The sequence below is a fragment of the Citrobacter sp. CK195 genome, from assembly GCF_030333365.1.
GTDB classification, from domain to species: Bacteria; Pseudomonadota; Gammaproteobacteria; order Enterobacterales; family Enterobacteriaceae; genus Citrobacter_B; species Citrobacter_B koseri.
Window position 1 is genome coordinate 866,014 of the sequence record NZ_JAOWGB010000026.1, and the last position, 18,980, is coordinate 884,993.

Genomic DNA, 18,980 nt, shown 5'->3' on the forward strand with positions numbered 1-18,980 from the left:
AACCTGTCGTGAAAATATGATCGCTGTTGTTATTTTCCCATTATAAAATATAAAAAAGCACATTAGGTTCATCGCCTGCTGTGCTTTATATAATTCAAGAAAACAATTGTATTAATTCATTTTCTATTTTAATAATTCGTATCATTCTTTTGCCGGAAATAATAACGCATCGCGTAATAAATGATCGTTTCCGCGACGGCGCGTGAATCCTGTCCGGTCAAAATACTCCAGAATTTGAATGGCGAGTTTTCGTCCAACATTCAACCGATCGCGAAAATCAGCGGCGCAGGTCGAGCCTCTCTCCTGATCCAGTTCGCGGATCAGGTTCGCAAAAGCGACAATCCGATCGTTACGGTAATAACGATCTTTCACGATCGCGGTAATCATGCCCTGCTGTGCCGCCTGTCGCAGCACCTGTCGCATAACCTGCTCGTCCACGCCCTTTTCTTTCGCCAGATCGCGCACCCACCAGGGGTCGTCGCCAAACAGCGGCTCAATGTTTTGCCAGACGGCCTGCTGCTCGTCGCTGAAACCGGCTTTGTGATCCGGTAAATGCAGCCAGCCGTGGTGGCTGTGAATCACGCCGCTTTCACGCATACGGTCGATGAGCAGCAGCACCAGCGCTTCGTCTTCCATCGGGAGCGCCATGCGCCGCAAACGCTCGCGCCCCGGGCCGGGTTCATCGCGATGGTGTTCGTGGTACATCGCGAGCGTATCCAGAATCTTACGCTGCCAGCGCGCGGCGACAGGGGCGTTCAACAGGCTGTAACCCGCCTGAATAAAACCATGCTGCTCAATAAGCTGGCGCATGCCGTCGCCGTTGAGCTGCCGCGCCCACACGAAATCAGGAATATTCACCGCGCCGCGTTCGAGATGCGTCGCCAGCGCGGCGCTGTCATCCCTGGCGTTTTCCAGCGCCGACAGCCATTGCAGATATTCCGGTTTACGTTTACCGCGACGCGGCGAGTTGAGCGTCACCACGCGTGCGCCAGCAAGCGTGGTACGGGCAGAAATATCGCGTAATACCAGCCGGTCGTTATCGGCAAGCCATAGCGGCGTATCGAACACCAGTTCCGCCAGCGTGCCCTCCAGCAGGGAAATGCGTCCGGTGACATGGCTGGCGGCGTGGTGAATATGCAGCGGTTGCCATTGCACGAGCGGCGCAGCATGTTCTAACAAAACGATGACGCGTGAAAAGGCATCCGGCGGTACGTCAGAGAGAAGCCAGTCGCCACGGTTAAGCTGCTCTTTTTCCGCATCGCCCGCGATATTCAGCGCAATACGCTGTCCGGCATGAGCGTGTTCAGTCGCCTGATTCTGCGCATGCAGGCTGCGCACACGCATTGGCTTATTCACACCGGTCAGCCACAGCGTATCGCCAACGTTCACTTCGCCGCTGAGCGCCGTACCGGTCACCACCAGCCCTGCGCCTTTCACCGTAAACGCGCGATCGATCGCCAGGCGAAAGCTCTGATGGCCGGGATGCGCGCGGCCCGTCAACTGCCGTAAATGCTCGCGCAATGCCTCAATACCGCGCCCTTCATTCGCAGCGGTGACAAACAGCGTCGCGTCGGCAAACCCGTAATGGCCCAGCGTCGCCAGAATCTCTTCCCGCACCTCTTCGATTCGCGCGTCGTCCACGCGGTCGGCTTTGGTCAGCGCAACCGTAAGCTGCGGATTACCCGTCAATTGTAAAATTTGCAGATGCTCGCGGGTCTGCGCCATCACGCCGTCATCGCAGGCGACAACCAACAGCGCATGATCGATACCGCCCACGCCCGCCAGCATGTTGGAGAGAAACTTTTCATGACCGGGAACGTCGATAAATCCCAGTACGCGGCCATCCGGCTGCGGCCAGTAGGCATACCCCAGATCGATGGTCATACCGCGTTTTTTTTCTTCCGGCAGACGATCGGCATTCACGCCGGTAATCGCCTGTAATAGCGTTGTTTTTCCGTGGTCAACGTGTCCGGCGGTTGCAATAATCATTTCAACATCATCTCCATAAACCGGGTCTCGTCTTCAAGGCAGCGGATATCCAGCCACAGGCGACCATCGTAAATTCGGCCAATGATCGGGACCGGCAGCGCGCGCCAGCGAGCCGCCAGCGCCTCAAGACGGCTTCCGCGCCCGTCATGCGGCGTAAAGGTCAGCGCCACGCTGGGCAGCCGATCAACCGGCAGCGAACCGCTGCCGATCTGCGACAGGCAAGGCATCACGTTTACCGCGAACTCCGCGCTAAAGCGTGCGGCAAGCGCCGTCTGTAGCCGCTGCGCCTGCGCCTGAATCGCCGCTTCACTGCGGGTTAACAGCCGCAGCGTCGGCAGTTTCTCCGCCAGCGCTTCCGGGTGCAGATAAAGTTGCAGTGTTGCCTCCAGCGCCGCCAGCGTCATTTTGTCGGCACGCAGGGCCCGCTTCAGCGGGTGGCTTTGCAGTTGCGCAATCATCTCTTTCTTGCCGACAATGATCCCGGCCTGCGGCCCGCCCAGCAGCTTGTCGCCAGAGAAGCTGACCAGGCTGACGCCTGCGGCAATCAGCTGCTGCGGCATCGGTTCTTTCGGCAAGCCGTACTGACTGAGATCCACCAGCGAACCGCTGCCCAGATCCGCCACCACCGGGATATCCAGCTCCAGCCCAATAGCGGCCAGCTCTGCCTCATCCACCGCTTTGGTGAAGCCTTCAATACTGTAATTACTGGTATGCACTTTCATCAACAGGCCGGTGTTTTCATTCACCGCCTGACGATAATCTTTCGCGTGAGTCCGGTTGGTGGTGCCTACTTCATGCAGCGTACAGCCCGCCTGACGCATCACATCAGGAATACGAAACGCGCCGCCAATCTCCACCAGTTCGCCACGCGATACCACCACCTCTTTACCGTTCGCCGTCGCCGCCAGCATCAGCAACACGGCCGCCGCGTTGTTGTTCACAATACAGGCGTCTTCCGCCCCGGTAATGCGACATAACAGATCCGCCAGCGCCCGATCGCGGTGCCCGCGTCCGGCGCCATCCAGATCATATTCCAGTGTGACCGGAGCGCGCATTGCCTGCGTCACCGCGTCAATCGCCTCTTCCGCCTGCTGCGCTCGCCCCAGATTGGTGTGCAGCACCGTTCCCGTCAGGTTAATCACCGGACGCAGCGCGCTTTGCGCCTCTTTCGCCAGCCGGATATTCACCTCTTGCGCCCAGTTCTCGCACCACGCGGGCAGCGCCTGCGTATCGCGAATCGCTTCCCTTGCTTCATCCAACATCTGGCGAAGCAGATCCACCACCCTGGTATGCCCGTGGGTGTCACGTAAAGAGAGAAAAGTGCTGTCACGCAGTAAGCGATCGATAGCAGGAAGCTGGCTGTAGAGTGAACGCGTTTCGGTTGTCATGAAAAAGGCCTGGCTGTTGGTGGCCCCCTCCGGTGCGGAGAGGGATATCGACATGAGGGGGATTGTACCGTGAGTTTGCTCAGGCGGACATAATGCGCATCAAGCCTTTGGCGGTTCCGTGCGGGCAAAGCTTTCGCGTTGAAAGAGCGTTTCCACCAGTTTGACTAAGTGCGGTCTGTCCACGCACCAGCCCGGCGCCACGCGGCGGAAATTGAGATAGCCCACGGCGCAGGCAATGGCGATGGTTGCCAGATTCACGGTATCGGTCTTAATCGTCCCGTCCACCAGATAGCCTTCCAGCGCGTCCAGGCTACGGTTGATTTTCTCGCGCTGGCGCAACAGTTCCGTTTCAGACTGCTGCGTCGCCGGGCGCGCCTGTTCACGCACGGAAACCAGACCGGCATCCATAATGCCGTCCGCCAGCGCTTCAATCTGCCGTACTTTCAGTGAGGCCAGAGGTTCACGCGGAATCATCACCGGAGCAATATCCAGTAACTCAATATATTCGGCGATTATCGGGGAATCGAACCAGCACTCTCCCTTATCCGTCACCAGCGCGGGGACTTTGCCAAGCGGGTTGTACTGCGCCACGCCGTTTTCCGCGTTGTAGGGAAGTTCATTCACAAATTCGAAAGTGATGCCCTTTTCCAGCAATAACACCGAAATCTTTCGCACAAAAGGGCTGGTATAGCTGCCGATGAGTTTCATGCCGTGTCCTTTTTGCCAACAAAAAATAAAGTGGTATCAATAAATCCTGCCTTAGTTTTGCCGGATGTCGGCGCAAGCGCCTTATCCGGTCTACACATTGCAGACATTGTTCCTGTCGGTCTGATAAGCATAGCGCCATCAGGCATTTTTACTAAAAAGCAGGTGACGACCCGCTTAATGATCCAAATAAAGATAGTGCATCCAGCTGGTCATGCGCAGTAGTACCTTACGCATCACGGAGACATGGGCGAAGTGATCGGAGTAAACCGCAACCTGGGCGTAAATGCCGTCAGGCAGGGCATCCACATCGCTATTCGGCTCCAGCTCAATCAACGCAAGCACGCCGTCCATCCCCGGCGTTACGCTTAAGGACTGTAATGTTCCCTGCGCCTGGTAAGAACCGCCGGGCACAACCGGTAAAATACTCAACAACTTGCCCTGGAATACCTGGCCGGGCAGCGCATTGAACACCACTTCGGCCTCATCTCCCGCCTCAAGACGTAATAATGAGTTCTGCCGGAACTGGGCGACAATTTGCCGTTTTTGTTCGGGAATAAAAACCATTACCGGGCGCAGCGGCAGCGCGGCGGCATAGCTACCGGGCCGGATAAGCACCTGGGTCACATAGCCATTACTCGGCGCGCGAATAACCGTCTGTTCAAGATTGTATTTCGCCTCGGCCAGCTGCGCCCGCAGGCTGACGATTTGCGACTGCTCGCCATCGACCATGCTGTCCAGTTGGCTCTGGATCTGCGTTTGCTCAGCAACAGAACCTTTTACCATCGCATCCTGCGCTAAATAGTTTTGCCGCGCGTTATCGATATCGCTTTCAGAAAACGGATTCACCCTCGCCTGACTGCCTTTCAGATAGCGCTGATAATCCTTATAGAGGCGGTCGCGTTCTGCGGACACCCGCGTGGTATTGGCCTGAGCCTCCGCTAATTGCGCCTTCAGGGTATGTATATTATGCGTGGCCGTGACCAGGTCAGCCTGTAACCTGTCGACCCGCGCCTGATACCGCACGGGATCGATTTTGAATAAAACATCGCCTTTTTTAATCAGCTGATTATTTTTATCCGTTACCTCACTCACAATACCTGTTACCTGCGGCGTAATGGGAATAGAAATAACCGCTTTCTGCGCCGTAAAAGTATAGGGGTGGTTATAGTTCATTAATAATATAAGTCCGCTAACTAAAAATACCCCGCCTAATGCCGCCGTGGAAAGTGTCCATTGGTTCACCGGAATCCTGAATATTTTAAATACCGCCCAGGCTAATGCTACGTAGGTCAAAACAATCAACAGATCCATGATTAGCTCTCCGACAGGGGAATATCAGGGGACTGTACCTCAGCCAGCTTTCGCTCCAGCGCTTCCACACGTTTCGACAAGGCGATAAGTTCCGGGTCAGGCTCCGGTTCGGGCCCCGGCTCAGGCTCCTTTTCCTGCGGTGAAACATGCGCTTGCATGCCCCAGCCCCGTTCGGGCTGATAAAGCGTGGCCCAAATCCACAGAAACGGCCAAATAACATGAAGCGTAAACAGGCTGACCCAACCAGCAGTATGAATAGCATCAGCATGGGGGTGGTTTCGTTTTTTAGCGATCAGATAAGGGATGTCATGAATCATGATGATTCCATAAAAAATCACCAGAAAAACAAAGATCAATACTCCTAACGCGAAATAATTTAGAAACATACCTGCTCCGGCTTCACGCTAATAAGAGTGTTAAATGACAGGCGGCGTATTACGATTCCACCGATATTTTGAACATAATTCGAGTCCGCCATTTTCGCCATCAAACCAAAAGATAATTTTGCACGGCGAGAGGTTGCTCAATTACACATCAGAATGAAGCATGAGGCGGAATCTGCTTAAGATCACACCACACAGGTTTCGGATGAAAATATCTTGTGATTTAGATCACAAAAATTCAACAAACCCTCAAATCAAAAATGTGAAACAGTTCACATTTAAACGCTATTTCCACCGGTGATTCCGGGTTTGTTGTTTTTTTACACAGCAGTTTTGTGATCAATATCACATCAATAACCACCATCTACCCTATATTCATGTGATCTAAATCACACAACAAGCCAGCAACTGGACAGTTGAACGATTCAGTGCCAGATTTCGCACTATCTACAGGGTCCGGCTACCTCTGCCGCTACATTAACAAACCTCGGGCTTCGAGCCTGCGCGACAGCAAACATAAGAAGGGGTGTTTTTATGTCATCCGATATTAAGATCAAAGTGCAAAGCTTTGGTCGTTTCCTCAGCAATATGGTGATGCCAAATATCGGCGCGTTTATCGCGTGGGGTATTATCACCGCATTATTTATTCCAACAGGGTGGTTGCCTAACGAAACGCTGGCAAAGCTCGTTGGTCCAATGATCACCTACCTCCTGCCGCTACTGATCGGTTATACCGGTGGTAAGCTGGTAGGCGGCGAGCGCGGCGGCGTGGTCGGTGCTATCACCACGATGGGCGTTATCGTCGGTGCGGACATGCCGATGTTCCTCGGCTCAATGATCGCAGGCCCGCTGGGCGGCTACTGCATCAAGAAATTCGATAGCTGGGTAGACGGTAAGATCAAATCCGGTTTCGAAATGCTGGTGAATAACTTCTCCGCTGGCATCATCGGGATGATCCTCGCGATTCTGGCGTTCCTCGGCATTGGCCCGGCGGTTGAAGTCCTGTCCAAACTGCTGGCAGCCGGCGTTAACTTCATGGTTGTCCATGACATGCTGCCGCTGGCGTCTATCTTCGTTGAACCGGCGAAAATCCTGTTCCTTAACAACGCGATTAACCACGGTATCTTCTCGCCGCTGGGTATTCAGCAGTCCCATGAGCTGGGTAAATCCATCTTCTTCCTGATCGAAGCTAACCCAGGCCCGGGTATGGGCATCCTGATGGCGTACATGTTCTTCGGTCGCGGCAGCGCAAAACAGTCTGCTGGCGGCGCGGCAATCATCCACTTCCTGGGCGGTATCCACGAAATTTACTTCCCGTACGTGCTGATGAACCCGCGTCTGATCCTGGCCGTTATCCTCGGCGGTATGACTGGCGTGTTTACGCTGACCATCCTGAACGGCGGTCTGGTTTCTCCGGCGTCTCCGGGTTCTATCCTGGCGGTACTGGCGATGACGCCAAAAGGCGCCTACTTCGCTAACATCACAGCGATTATCGCTGCTATGGCGGTCTCCTTCATCATTGCCTCCATTCTGCTGAAAACCAGCAAAGTGAAAGAAGATGATGATATCGACGCGGCAACCCGTCGCGTGCAGGACATGAAAGCAGAATCTAAAGGCGCATCCGCGCTGTCCGCTGGCGATGTGACCAACGACCTGAGCCATGTACGTAAAATCATCGTTGCCTGTGATGCCGGTATGGGTTCCAGCGCAATGGGTGCGGGCGTACTGCGTAAAAAAGTTCAGGATGCGGGTCTGAGCCAGATTTCCGTCACCAACAGCGCGATCAACAACCTGCCGCCGGATGTCGACCTGGTCATCACTCACCGTGACCTGACCGAGCGCGCCATGCGCCAGGTTCCGCAAGCGCAGCACATTTCGCTGACCAACTTCCTGGATAGCGGGCTGTACACCAGCCTGACCGAACGTCTGGTTGCCGCACAGCGCCACAACACCAACGAAGAGAAAGTACGCGACCATCTGAAAGACAGCTTCGATGAAGGGGATAACAACCTGTTCAAGCTGGGCGCAGAAAACATCTTCCTGGGTCGTAAAGCCGCCACTAAAGAAGAAGCCATTCGCTTTGCGGGCGAGCAACTGGTGAAAGGCGGTTATGTTGAGCCAGAATACATCGACGCCATGCTGGAACGTGAAAAACTGACCCCGACTTATCTGGGTGAGTCTATCGCCGTACCGCACGGCACCGTGGAAGCCAAAGACCGCGTGCTGAAAACCGGTGTGGTCTTCTGCCAGTACCCGGAAGGCGTTCGCTTCGGTGAAGAAGAAGACGATATCGCCCGCCTGGTCATTGGTATCGCGGCGCGTAACAACGAGCACATCCAGGTCATCACCAGCCTGACTAACGCGCTGGATGATGAGTCCGTGATCGAGCGTCTGGCGCATACCACCAGCGTGGATGAAGTGCTGGAACTGCTGGCCGGTCGTAAGTAAGTCCGTTGCCCGGTGGCGCTCGCGCTTACCGGGCCTACGATGTGCAGTTCCCGTAGGCCGGCATCATGTCCGGTGGCGCTGCTACCAGTCCTGCGGTGTACGGTTTCCTCTCCCGCAAGGGAGAGGGTTTGGGTGAGGGGGGAAGCCATGCGGTCCCTCACCCCAGCCCTCTCGGGTAAAAACATTAATGAAGGTTAACACTATGAAAGCATTACATTTTGGCGCAGGTAATATCGGTCGTGGATTTATCGGCAAACTGCTGGCTGACGCGGGGATACAACTGACGTTCGCGGATGTAAACCAGGTCGTGCTCGACGCCCTGAATGCCCGTCATAGCTATCAGGTTCATGTGGTGGGTGAAAATGAGCAGGTTGATACGGTTTCCGGCGTTAATGCCGTGAGCAGCATCAGCGATGACGTGGTTGAGCTGATTGCGCATGTCGATTTGGTCACCACCGCCGTTGGGCCAGTAGTACTGGAACGCATTGCTCCGGCCATCGCCAAAGGCCTGGTTAAACGTAAAACGCAAGGAATTGAAGCGCCGCTTAACATCATTGCCTGCGAAAACATGGTGCGCGGCACCACGCAATTGAAAGGTCATGTGATGAACGCCCTGGCGGATGAAGACAAAGCCTGGGTTGAACAGCATGTCGGTTTTGTCGATTCCGCCGTCGACCGTATCGTGCCGCCTTCCGCCTCCGCCACGAACGACCCACTGGAAGTCACCGTGGAAACCTTCAGCGAGTGGATTGTCGATAAAACGCAGTTCAAAGGCGCGCTGCCAGATATTCCAGGTATGGAATTAACCGATAACCTGATGGCATTTGTCGAACGTAAACTCTTCACGCTGAACACCGGGCATGCTATAACCGCGTACCTCGGAAAATTAACCGGTCATCAGACCATCCGTGACGCGATTCTCGATGAGAAAATCCGCGCTGTGGTAAAAGGGGCGATGGAAGAGAGCGGCGCGGTGCTGATCAAACGCTACGGTTTTGATGCCGACAAACATGCGGCATACATTCAGAAAATCCTCGGTCGTTTTGAAAACCCGTATCTGAAAGATGACGTTGAGCGCGTTGGCCGCCAGCCGCTGCGTAAACTGAGTGCGGGCGACCGTCTGATCAAACCGCTGCTGGGCACGCTGGAATACGGCCTGCCGCACGTTAACCTGGTCAACGGTATCGCTGCCGCGATGCACTTTACCAGCGAAGACGATCCGCAGGCCCAGGAACTGGCTGCGCTGATCGCAGAGAAAGGGCCGCAGGAAGCGCTGGCGCAAATTTCCGGGCTGGATGTAAACAGCGAAGTGGTAGCGGAGGCGGTTAACGCATACAACGCGACCAAATGAGGCAAAATACGGCGCAGGTCATCCTGCGCCCGAATGACAGATTGTCAGATATGCAGGCAATAATGGAACAAACCCAGGCCTTTGAAAACCGCGTGCTTGAGCGTCTGAATGCTGGCAAAACCGTACGAAGTTTCCTCATCACCGCCGTAGAGTTACTCACCGAGGCGGTGAATATTCTGGTACTTCAGGTGTTTCGCAAAGACGATTATGCGGTGAAATACGCAGTGGAACCGTTACTCGACGGCGATGGACCGCTGGGCGATCTCTCGGTACGTCTGAAACTGATCTACGGTCTGGGGGTACTCAGTCGCCCTGAATACGAAGATGCGGAACTGCTGATGGCGTTGCGTGAAGAACTGAATCACGACGGTAATGAATATGCGTTCACCGACGACGAAATTCTCGGGCCGTTTGGCGAACTGCACTGCGTGACGGCGTTACCGCCGCCGCCGCATTTTGAGACCTCTGACCCGGGTTTATACGCCATGCAAATTCAGCGCTACCAGCAAGCGGTACGCTCAACGATGGTGCTTTCCCTGACCGAGCTGATTTCTAAAATCAGCTTAAAAAAAGCCTTTCAAAAATAGACCGTCAACCACTTACTGTTTTTCTTCCGGCTGCGGCTGATAGAGCTGGCGATAATATTCCAGACGTTGCAGGTACATCTGCGCATTTGCCTTCGGCACCTCATCAGGAACCATATCGCGCGGCGGCGTTTTATTCAGATACTCCCGAAATGCCTGACTCGAAGCCATAAAATCTACAGCCTTATCAATAAGAAGCGGAACGTTGTCACCTATTTTGACCATGATGATATCTCCATGTATTCTCCGCGTCGGGGAATGCGCGGCCGCTAATTTTAGTTTAGGCTCAGACAGGGTTTTCTATTGGGGAAAACGTGCTTAATCGCAAACCGCCATGCAGAAACCGTTAACATCACGTTTTGTTTATTAAATAAGTATTAAATCAAGACGTTACACAATCAATTAGCATTATAATACTTGCCTTATTTGATTATTTTTATCCCATTAGTTGTGAATAATCCCGCTCTGCGCGCATACTATAGAAAATTCATCCTGGTTCCATCAGAAGCTATCCCATGAAAGAAGTCGAAAAAAACGAAATTAAACGTCTGAGCGATCGCCTGGACGCCATCCGCCACCAGCAGGCCTCGCTATCCCTTGTCGATGCCGCTGACAAATATGCCGAGCTGGAAAAAGAGAAAGCCACGCTGGAAGCCGAGATCGTGCGCCTGCGTGACGTTCACAGCCAGAAGCTGAGTAAAGAAGCGCAAAAGCTGATGAACCTGCCGTTTCGCCGCGCGATTACCAAAAAAGAACAGGCCGATATGGGCAAGCTGAAGAAAAGCGTGCGCGGTCTGGTTGTCGTCCACCCAATGACGGCGTTAGGCCGTGAAATGGGCCTGAAAGAGATGACCGGTTTCGCAAAAACCGAGTTTTAACCTTCTGCCGGGTACGCGCACGCTTGCCCGGCCCGCCCTTTCCCTCCCCCCCCTCAATTGGCCCAACCAATTATCCCTTAATCCGATCACTGGTTCACAGTTCATTAAAATTCACCTACACTAGCGTTGCCAATAAGCAACATTTGATTAACCATTCATTGTCATTACCCCTACATCACAATATTGGCAGGGCCACTTTTACACATAATGTGACAAAGAGATGAGCAAAAGACTCATTGCATTATGCGTGTGGCCCTCAGGAGACCTGCAATGAATCTCTGGCAACAAAACTACGATCCGGCCGGTAACATCTGGATTTCCAGCCTGATCGCATCGCTTCCGATCCTGTTCTTTTTCTTCGCGCTGATTAAGCTCAAGCTGAAAGGCTACATCGCCGCCTCCTGGACGGTCGCAATCGCGCTGGCTGTCGCGCTGCTGTTTTACAAAATGCCGGTGGATAACGCTCTGGCTGCGGTGGTGTATGGCTTCTTCTATGGTCTGTGGCCGATTGCCTGGATCATTATCGCCGCCGTCTTTGTCTATAAAATCTCTGTCAGAACCGGGCAATTCGACATCATCCGGTCATCAATATTGTCGATTACCCCTGACCAGCGTCTGCAAATGCTGATCGTCGGCTTTTCCTTCGGGGCATTCCTTGAAGGGGCAGCGGGCTTTGGCGCGCCAGTGGCGATTACTGCGGCTCTGCTAGTCGGCCTGGGCTTTAATCCGCTGTATGCGGCGGGTTTGTGCCTGATCGTCAACACCGCGCCGGTCGCGTTTGGCGCGATGGGGATTCCGATTCTGGTGGCCGGTCAGGTCACCGGGCTGGACAGCTTTGAGATCGGCCAGATGGTCGGCCGTCAACTGCCGTTCCTGACCATTATCGTACTGTTCTGGATCATGGCGATTATGGACGGCTGGCGCGGCGTGAAAGAGACCTGGCCTGCGGTGATGGTGGCGGGTGGTTCATTTGCTATCGCCCAGTACCTCAGCTCTAACTTTATCGGCCCGGAACTGCCGGACATCATCTCGTCGCTGGTCTCGCTGGTCTGTCTGACGCTGTTCCTGAAACGCTGGCAGCCGGTACGTATTTTCCGCTTTGGCGATATGGGCGCTTCACAGGTCGATCAGACGCTGGACCGCACCCATTACACGGTTGGTCAAATCGTTCGCGCATGGTCGCCGTTCCTGTTCCTGACAGCGACCGTTACCCTCTGGAGCGTTCCGCCGTTTAAAGCGATGTTTGCCCCAGGCGGCGCGCTGTACGACTGGGTGATTAATATTCCGGTTCCGCATCTCGATAAGCTGGTTGCCCGTATGCCGCCAGTGGTGCATGAGGCAACCGCCTACGCTGCGGTCTATAAGTTCGACTGGTTCTCCGCTACCGGTACGGCCATTCTGTTCGCTGCGCTGCTGTCCGTCGTCTGGCTGAAAATGAAACCATCTGCCGCAATCCAGACATTCGGCAGCACGCTGAAAGAGTTAGCGCTGCCGATTTACTCCATCGGGATGGTGCTGGCATTCGCGTTTATCTCTAACTACTCCGGGCTCTCCTCTACGCTGGCGTTAGCGCTGGCGCATACGGGCAGCGCCTTTACCTTCTTCTCGCCGTTCCTTGGCTGGCTGGGCGTATTCCTGACGGGGTCTGATACCTCATCAAACGCGCTGTTTGCCGCCCTGCAGGCGACGGCCGCCCAGCAAATCGGCGTCTCTGACGTGCTGATGGTGGCGGCGAATACCACCGGCGGCGTAACCGGTAAGATGATCTCTCCGCAGTCTATCGCCATTGCCTGTGCGGCAGTGGGTCTGGTAGGGAAAGAGTCCGACCTGTTCCGCTTTACCGTTAAACACAGCCTGATTTTCACCTGCATGGTGGGTGTGATTACCACACTTCAGGCCTATGTCTTAACCTGGATGATTCCGTGATTGTGATGCCAAAACGCCTGTCAGACGAGGTTGCTTCTCGTGTGCGGGCGCTGATTGAAGAACAACAGCTGGAGGCGGGCATGAAGTTGCCCGCCGAGCGTCAGCTGGCCGTACAACTGGGCGTGTCGCGCAATTCTCTGCGCGAGGCGCTGGCGAAACTGGTCAGTGAAGGCGTGCTGATCAGCCGCCGGGGCGGCGGAACGTTCGTTCGCTGGCAGCATGAAACCTGGTCCGAACAGAATATCGTTCAGCCGTTGAAAACGCTGATGGCGGACGACCCGGACTACAGCTTCGACATTCTGGAAGCCCGCCACGCCATTGAAGCCAGCACCGCCTGGCACGCCGCGATGCGCGCCACGCCCGCTGATAAAGAGAAAATTAAGCTCTGCTTTGACGCCACGCTCAGTGAGGACCCGGACCTCGCCTCCCAGGCGGATGTTCGCTTCCACCTCGCGATTGCGGAGGCCTCGCACAACGTCGTGCTGTTGCAGACCATGCGCGGCTTCTTTGATGTCCTGCAATCATCCGTGAAGCAGAGCCGCCAGCGTATGTATCTCGTTCCGCCGGTGTTTTCAAAACTGACGGAACAACATCAGGCGGTGATGGACGCCATTCTGGCCGGTGATGCCGACGGCGCACGTAAAGCCATGATGGCGCACCTCAGTTTCGTCCACACCACCATTAAACGATTTGATGAAGACCAGGCCCGCCAGGCGCGTATTACCCGCCTGCCCGGTGACCATAATGAGATTTCCAGGGAGAACAAAGCATGATCATTTCAGCAGCCAGCGATTATCGCGCCGCAGCCCAACGCATTCTGCCCCCTTTCTTGTTCCACTACATCGACGGCGGCGCCTATGCGGAATATACCCTGCGTCGTAACGTGGAAGACTTGTCAGAGGTGGCGCTCCGCCAGCGCGTGCTGAAGAATATGTCCGACCTGAGCCTGGAAACCACCCTGTTTAACGAAAAGCTGTCGATGCCGGTTGCACTGGCTCCGGTTGGCCTGTGCGGAATGTATGCGCGTCGCGGTGAAGTTCAGGCCGCCGCCGCCGCCGATGCGAAAGGGATTCCGTTTACCCTCTCCACCGTTTCTGTCTGCCCCATCGAGGAAGTCGCGCCGACGATTAAACGCCCGATGTGGTTCCAGCTGTACGTCCTGCGCGATCGCGGTTTTATGCGTAACGCGCTGGAGCGCGCCAAAGCGGCGGGCTGCTCCACGCTGGTCTTTACCGTCGATATGCCAACGCCTGGCGCGCGTTACCGTGACGCCCACTCCGGGATGAGCGGCCCGAATGCCGCCCTGCGCCGCTACTGGCAGGCTGCGACCCATCCACAATGGGCCTGGGATGTCGGCCTGAACGGTCGTCCGCACGATCTGGGTAATATCTCCGCCTACCTTGGCAAACCGACCGGGCTGGAAGATTACATCGGCTGGCTGGCGAACAACTTCGATCCGTCGATTTCCTGGAAAGACCTGGAGTGGATCCGTGAATTCTGGGACGGCCCAATGGTGATCAAAGGGATCCTCGATCCCGAAGACGCCCGCGACGCGGTACGCTTTGGCGCTGATGGCATCGTGGTCTCTAACCACGGCGGCCGCCAGCTCGACGGCGTGCTCTCCTCCGCCCGCGCCCTGCCCGCCATTGCCGACGCGGTGAAAGGCGATATCGCCATTCTGGCGGACAGCGGAATTCGTAATGGTCTGGACGTGGTACGCATGATTGCGCTTGGGGCCGATAGCGTACTGCTTGGCCGTGCGTATCTGTACGCGCTGGCGACGGCGGGTCAGGCTGGCGTGGCGAACCTGCTGGATCTGATCGAAAAAGAGATGAAGGTCGCCATGACGCTGACTGGCGCAAAATCAATCAGCGAGATCAGCCGTGATTCGCTGGTGCAGGAACTCGGTAAGTCTGTTCCGGCTGCGCTGGCGCCACTATCGCAGGGTGATGCGGCGTAGGCTGGATAAGGCGTCAGCCGCCATCCGGCAATGTAATGTGCATCGGGGATGCCTGATGGCGCTACGCTTATCAGGCCTACAGGGTGAGGGTGAACGTATTTTCTGCTATTCTGCCCCCCGCACTTAAGGGGGCAGTTAAGCATGTTGAATATCGTATTATTCGAACCAGAAATCCCACCAAACACCGGCAATATTATTCGTCTTTGCGCCAATACCGGTTTTCGTCTGCATATTATCGAACCGATGGGCTTCACATGGGATGATAAACGTCTGCGCCGCGCGGGGCTGGACTATCACGAGTTTGCCGCCGTACAGCGCCATCACGATTACGCCGCCTTTGTCGCCGCCGAAAACCCACAGCGTCTGTTTGCTCTGACCACCAAAGGCACCCCTGCCCATAGCGCGGTGAGCTATCAGGATGGGGACTACCTGATGTTTGGCCCGGAAACGCGCGGTTTACCGGCGACCATTCTCGACGCGCTGCCCGCTGAACAAAAAATTCGTATTCCAATGATGCCGGACAGCCGCAGCATGAACCTGTCGAACGCGGTGTCGGTCGTGGTGTATGAGGCATGGCGCCAGTTGGGGTATCCTGGCGCGGTATTGCGTAGTTGATTTTTGTCGGATGGCGGCTGACGCCTTATCCGACCTACGGATCTGGTAGGCCCGGTAAGCACAGCGCTACCGGGCATAAAGTCAGATGCCGTCGCCGTATTCGAACGTATGGTGAATCCCGTTAAAATGCTGATCCATATCCATTGACGGCTTATCGCTGTCGGGCTTGCCGACAATCCGCGCCGGAACGCCCGCTGCGGTGGTGTGTGGCGGTACAGGCTGCAAGACCACGGAGCCCGCGCCAATCTTCGCGCCGCGCCCCACTTCGATATTGCCAAGGATCTTCGCCCCGGCGCCAATCATCACGCCTTCACGAATTTTGGGATGACGATCGCCGCTGGTTTTCCCGGTCCCGCCAAGCGTGACCGATTGCAGGATCGAGACATCATTTTCGATTACCGCCGTTTCACCGACCACAATCCCCGTCGCGTGATCGAGCATAATGCCGCGTCCAATTTTCGCCGCCGGGTGAATATCGACCTGGAAGGTGACAGAAACCTGATTTTGCAGGAATATCGCCAGCGCGCGGCGGCCTTCATTCCATAACCAGTGGCCGATACGGTAGGCCTGGAGAGCATGGAAGCCTTTCAGATACAGAAGCGGCGTCGAGTATTTGTCTACCGCCGGGTCGCGGGTGCGTACCGCCTGAATATCACAGGCAGCAGAGGCGATCATTTCCGGGTCGGCGGCGTAGGCCTCTTCCACCACTTCACGGATGGCGATGGCAGGCATAATCGGAGATGCGAGTTTGTTCGCCAGCATATAGCTCAGCGCACTGCCCAGGTTTTCATGCTTGAGTAGCGTCGCGTGGTAGAAACTGGCCAGCATCGGCTCACAGTCCGCCAGAGCCCGGGCTTCGGCTTTAATATTGTTCCAGACGATATCCAGTTCTTCACATGACATTGCTGACTCCAGGTATCAGGCTAACGACCGGCCCGTTCTTCGCGGGCCGGGTCATTTAATAAAACAGATCCTTACGGCTAGTGGCGACTACGCTCGTCCTTGCGTGCACGACCTAATAACGTCAATGCTGCCTCGCGCGCGTTTTTTCCGCAATACAATACTTGATAAATTTCCTCGGTTATTGGCATTTCGACACCAAAACGGTGCGCCAACTCACGAACTTCTTTTGTATTACGGTAGCCTTCAACCACCTGACCAATTTTGTCCTGCGCGCTCTGAACATCCATGCCCTGACCGAGCATCATGCCAAAACGGCGGTTACGCGACTGGTTGTCAGTACAGGTCAGAACCAGGTCGCCCAGACCCGCCATTCCCATAAAGGTGGTCGGATCGGCCCCCAGCGCCGCGCCAAGACGCGACATTTCCGTCAGCCCACGCGTGATCAGCGCGGTACGTGCGTTTGCGCCAAAACCGATGCCGTCAGACATGCCTGCGCCAATCGCAATCACGTTTTTCACCGCACCGCCCAGCTGCACGCCGATGAAATCGGGGTTGCTGTAGACGCGAAAACTCTTACCGCAGTGCAAAAGTTCCTGCAAATCATCCGCGAAGGTTTCGTCCGTCGACGCCAGAGAAATTGCCGTCGGCAAACCCGCCGCCAGTTCTTTAGCGAACGTCGGGCCGGATATCACCGCCAGCGGGATGTCATCGCCCAGCGCTTCACGGGCGACATCCTGCAACAGGCGCCCCGTTTCCGCTTCCAGACCTTTGGTCGCCCAGACCAGGCGCGCATCAGGACGCATCAGCGGTTTAATCTGTCGCAGCACCTCGCCAAAGACATGGCTTGGCACCACCACCAGAATGTTACGGCTGGCCGCCAGCGCGGTGGCTAAGTCGCTTTCAAGGCGTAGCGTATCGGGAAAAGGCACATCAGGGAGGAACGCGACGTTGCAGCGGTCTCGCTCAAGGGTCGCGACATGTTTAGGATCGTGGCCCCACAGGACAACCTGGTGGCCGTTTCTCGCCAGGGTGATGGCAAGAGCGGTGCCGTACGAGCCAGCACCGATCACAGTCATTGAAGCATTACTTTGGTTCATCAGGCATCCTGATGTTCTTCAGTACCTTCGCCAGCCTGCTGCTGTAAATAGTTCATGAACAGCGCATCGAAGTTAACCGGCGCAAGATTCAGTTGCGGGAACGTGCCGCGTGAAACCAGGCTGGTGATGCATTCGCGGGCATACGGGAACAGAATGTTCGGGCAGTATGCACCCAGGCAATGCGCCATCTGAGTTCCTTCAATACCACTGATGGAGAAAATGCCGCCCTGCTGAACTTCGCACAGGAAAGCGGTCTCTTCGCCCAGGGAAGCCGTTACGGTAACACGCAGTACCACTTCGTATACGTCATCTGCCAGTTGAGTAGACGCCGTATCAAGATCAAGTTTAACCTCTGGCTGCCAATCTTTCTGGAAAACATGCGGTGCATTTGGCGCTTCGAAAGACACATCCTTGGTGTAGATACGTTGGATCTGGAAAGCCATTTCGGTGTTATTTTGTTCTGACATGTGTAGAAAACCCTTTAGTGTTGTCCTTAAAATACTTGCGGCATGTTTTAACGCAGCAGGGGATCCAGTCCACCACGCGCATCCAACGCATACAAGTCGTCACAGCCGCCAATGTGCTGTGCATCAATAAAAATCTGCGGAACCGTCGTGCGGCCACTACGCCTGATCATCTCTTCACGTTTTACGGCATCGCCGTCAATCGGAAGTTCCTGGAAACTCACACCCTTACTGCTCAACAGCGCTTTTGCACGATGGCAAAACGGGCAGGTTGCTTTGGTGTAGATCTCGATGTTGGCCATGACTTATCTCCCGTGTTGAGTAACGCGTTATTTCCCGCGCACTAATGGCAGGTTCTCACCGCTCCAGCCCGCAACGCCTTCTTTCAGCACAAAAACTTTCTCAAAGCCCGCTTTGATCAGTGCGTTTGCGGATTCCTGACACTGCATACCGGAACCATCAACCACGATCAGAGGCTTATCTTTGTGCTTTTCAAGCTCGCCAACGTTGTTGGCCTTGATTTCGCTCGGCAGCAGGTTAGTCGCGCCCGCGATATGGCCTTTGCGGAAGTCGTCACGCTGACGTAAATCCACCACAACGGCGTCTTCTTTGTTGATAAGACGCGTCGCTTCGCCGCGAGTAATAACCTTAACTTTAGACATCAGGCCTTTGAAAGTGGTGAACAACACCGCCACCAGTAACGCAATCCAGGCGATACTCAGTATGGGATGGCGGCCAACAAATTGCATAATTTCTTGCATGGGGGGTAACAACTCCCGACTCAGTGATTAAAAAACCAGGAAAGGAGTATACCTGCGCGTTGGCGCAAATACAGCCAGAGCGTGCAATGGATTGCATTTTTGCGGGGCGCTACGGAAAAAAAACGTCGATCCGCGCCGTCCCCGGCTCGCTCTCTGCCCCATTCTTTGATCTTCTGAGGCTATTTTATCGATTCAGCTGTAGTAAAATTACGCA

General features: G+C 55.2%; 19 protein-coding genes. 8 read left to right on the forward strand and 11 right to left on the reverse strand.

Annotated elements, in window-relative coordinates; all coding sequences use genetic code 11:
* Window positions 1-141: 141 nt before the first annotated feature.
* From selB to OGX93_RS21460, 5 genes are all read right to left on the reverse strand, one after another.
* Window positions 142-1,989: a selenocysteine-specific translation elongation factor gene (selB, locus tag OGX93_RS21440; RefSeq protein ID WP_286448726.1), complete on the reverse strand. Its 1,848-nt coding sequence runs from the start codon at window positions 1,987-1,989 to the stop codon at window positions 142-144.
* On the reverse strand, window positions 1,986-3,377 hold the full coding sequence (gene selA, locus OGX93_RS21445; RefSeq protein ID WP_286448728.1) for an L-seryl-tRNA(Sec) selenium transferase: 1,392 nt from the start codon (window positions 3,375-3,377) through the stop codon (window positions 1,986-1,988). The genes selB and selA overlap by 4 nt, the downstream gene beginning before the upstream one ends.
* A gap of 99 nt (window positions 3,378-3,476) precedes the next feature.
* On the reverse strand, window positions 3,477-4,085 hold the full coding sequence (locus OGX93_RS21450; protein ID WP_115626037.1) for a glutathione S-transferase: 609 nt from the start codon (window positions 4,083-4,085) through the stop codon (window positions 3,477-3,479).
* A gap of 174 nt (window positions 4,086-4,259) precedes the next feature.
* Window positions 4,260-5,396 (reverse strand): HlyD family secretion protein, encoded by a 1,137-nt coding sequence (locus tag OGX93_RS21455; RefSeq protein WP_012135732.1) that lies wholly within the window; start codon window positions 5,394-5,396, stop codon window positions 4,260-4,262.
* A gap of 2 nt (window positions 5,397-5,398) precedes the next feature.
* Window positions 5,399-5,782, reverse strand: a complete 384-nt coding sequence (locus tag OGX93_RS21460; RefSeq protein WP_286448730.1) for a DUF3302 domain-containing protein — start codon at window positions 5,780-5,782, stop codon at window positions 5,399-5,401.
* A gap of 531 nt (window positions 5,783-6,313) precedes the next feature.
* Between OGX93_RS21460 and mtlA the strand changes: the two genes are divergently transcribed.
* From mtlA to mtlR, 3 genes are all read left to right on the forward strand, one after another.
* Complete coding sequence (gene mtlA, locus OGX93_RS21465; protein WP_012135735.1) at window positions 6,314-8,227, forward strand: PTS mannitol transporter subunit IICBA; 1,914 nt, start codon at window positions 6,314-6,316, stop codon at window positions 8,225-8,227.
* A 202-nt stretch (window positions 8,228-8,429) separates the two neighbouring features.
* Entirely contained in the window at window positions 8,430-9,578 is a 1,149-nt protein-coding gene (gene mtlD, locus OGX93_RS21470; RefSeq protein ID WP_024131058.1) for a mannitol-1-phosphate 5-dehydrogenase, read from the forward strand.
* The gene (mtlR, locus tag OGX93_RS21475; RefSeq protein ID WP_012135737.1) at window positions 9,575-10,165 is read left to right on the forward strand and encodes a mannitol operon repressor MtlR; all 591 of its coding nucleotides are present in this window, start codon (window positions 9,575-9,577) and stop codon (window positions 10,163-10,165) included. The genes mtlD and mtlR overlap by 4 nt, the downstream gene beginning before the upstream one ends.
* A 12-nt stretch (window positions 10,166-10,177) precedes the next feature.
* Here mtlR and OGX93_RS21480 read toward each other — a convergent pair whose 3' ends face one another.
* The gene (locus OGX93_RS21480; protein ID WP_012135738.1) at window positions 10,178-10,387 is read right to left on the reverse strand and encodes a hypothetical protein; all 210 of its coding nucleotides are present in this window, start codon (window positions 10,385-10,387) and stop codon (window positions 10,178-10,180) included.
* 290 nt (window positions 10,388-10,677) lie between these two features.
* Here OGX93_RS21480 and OGX93_RS21485 point away from each other — a divergent pair, with 290 nt between their 5' ends.
* From OGX93_RS21485 to trmL, 5 genes are all read left to right on the forward strand, one after another.
* On the forward strand, window positions 10,678-11,040 hold the full coding sequence (locus OGX93_RS21485; RefSeq protein WP_012135739.1) for a YibL family ribosome-associated protein: 363 nt from the start codon (window positions 10,678-10,680) through the stop codon (window positions 11,038-11,040).
* A 270-nt stretch (window positions 11,041-11,310) separates the two neighbouring features.
* Window positions 11,311-12,966, forward strand: coding sequence for an L-lactate permease (lldP, locus tag OGX93_RS21490; RefSeq protein WP_047460287.1), 1,656 nt, complete (start codon window positions 11,311-11,313; stop codon window positions 12,964-12,966).
* Entirely contained in the window at window positions 12,963-13,739 is a 777-nt protein-coding gene (lldR, locus tag OGX93_RS21495) for a transcriptional regulator LldR (protein WP_012135741.1), read from the forward strand. Before lldP ends, lldR begins: the two co-directional genes overlap by 4 nt.
* Complete coding sequence (gene lldD, locus OGX93_RS21500; protein ID WP_047460285.1) at window positions 13,736-14,926, forward strand: quinone-dependent L-lactate dehydrogenase; 1,191 nt, start codon at window positions 13,736-13,738, stop codon at window positions 14,924-14,926. The genes lldR and lldD overlap by 4 nt, the downstream gene beginning before the upstream one ends.
* A gap of 141 nt (window positions 14,927-15,067) precedes the next feature.
* The gene (trmL, locus tag OGX93_RS21505; RefSeq protein WP_047460282.1) at window positions 15,068-15,541 is read left to right on the forward strand and encodes a tRNA (uridine(34)/cytosine(34)/5-carboxymethylaminomethyluridine(34)-2'-O)-methyltransferase TrmL; all 474 of its coding nucleotides are present in this window, start codon (window positions 15,068-15,070) and stop codon (window positions 15,539-15,541) included.
* 81 nt (window positions 15,542-15,622) lie between these two features.
* On the opposite strand, the gene cysE is transcribed toward trmL, so the two are convergent.
* The 5 genes from cysE to OGX93_RS21530 all read right to left on the reverse strand — a co-directional run bounded on the left by cysE (window position 15,623) and on the right by OGX93_RS21530 (window position 18,766).
* Window positions 15,623-16,444 carry a serine O-acetyltransferase gene (gene cysE / locus OGX93_RS21510; RefSeq protein ID WP_012135745.1) on the reverse strand — a complete coding sequence of 274 codons (822 nt, stop codon included), beginning with the start codon at window positions 16,442-16,444 and terminating at the stop codon, window positions 15,623-15,625.
* Between the two features lie 77 nt (window positions 16,445-16,521).
* The gene (gpsA, locus tag OGX93_RS21515; protein WP_012135746.1) at window positions 16,522-17,541 is read right to left on the reverse strand and encodes an NAD(P)H-dependent glycerol-3-phosphate dehydrogenase; all 1,020 of its coding nucleotides are present in this window, start codon (window positions 17,539-17,541) and stop codon (window positions 16,522-16,524) included.
* Window positions 17,541-18,008, reverse strand: a complete 468-nt coding sequence (gene secB / locus OGX93_RS21520) for a protein-export chaperone SecB (protein WP_003024155.1) — start codon at window positions 18,006-18,008, stop codon at window positions 17,541-17,543. Before secB ends, gpsA begins: the two co-directional genes overlap by 1 nt.
* Window positions 18,009-18,055: 47 nt before the next feature.
* The gene (gene grxC / locus OGX93_RS21525) at window positions 18,056-18,307 is read right to left on the reverse strand and encodes a glutaredoxin 3 (RefSeq protein ID WP_200093274.1); all 252 of its coding nucleotides are present in this window, start codon (window positions 18,305-18,307) and stop codon (window positions 18,056-18,058) included.
* 27 nt (window positions 18,308-18,334) lie between these two features.
* Window positions 18,335-18,766, reverse strand: coding sequence for a rhodanese-like domain-containing protein (locus OGX93_RS21530; RefSeq protein WP_012135748.1), 432 nt, complete (start codon window positions 18,764-18,766; stop codon window positions 18,335-18,337).
* Window positions 18,767-18,980: the final 214 nt, after the last annotated feature.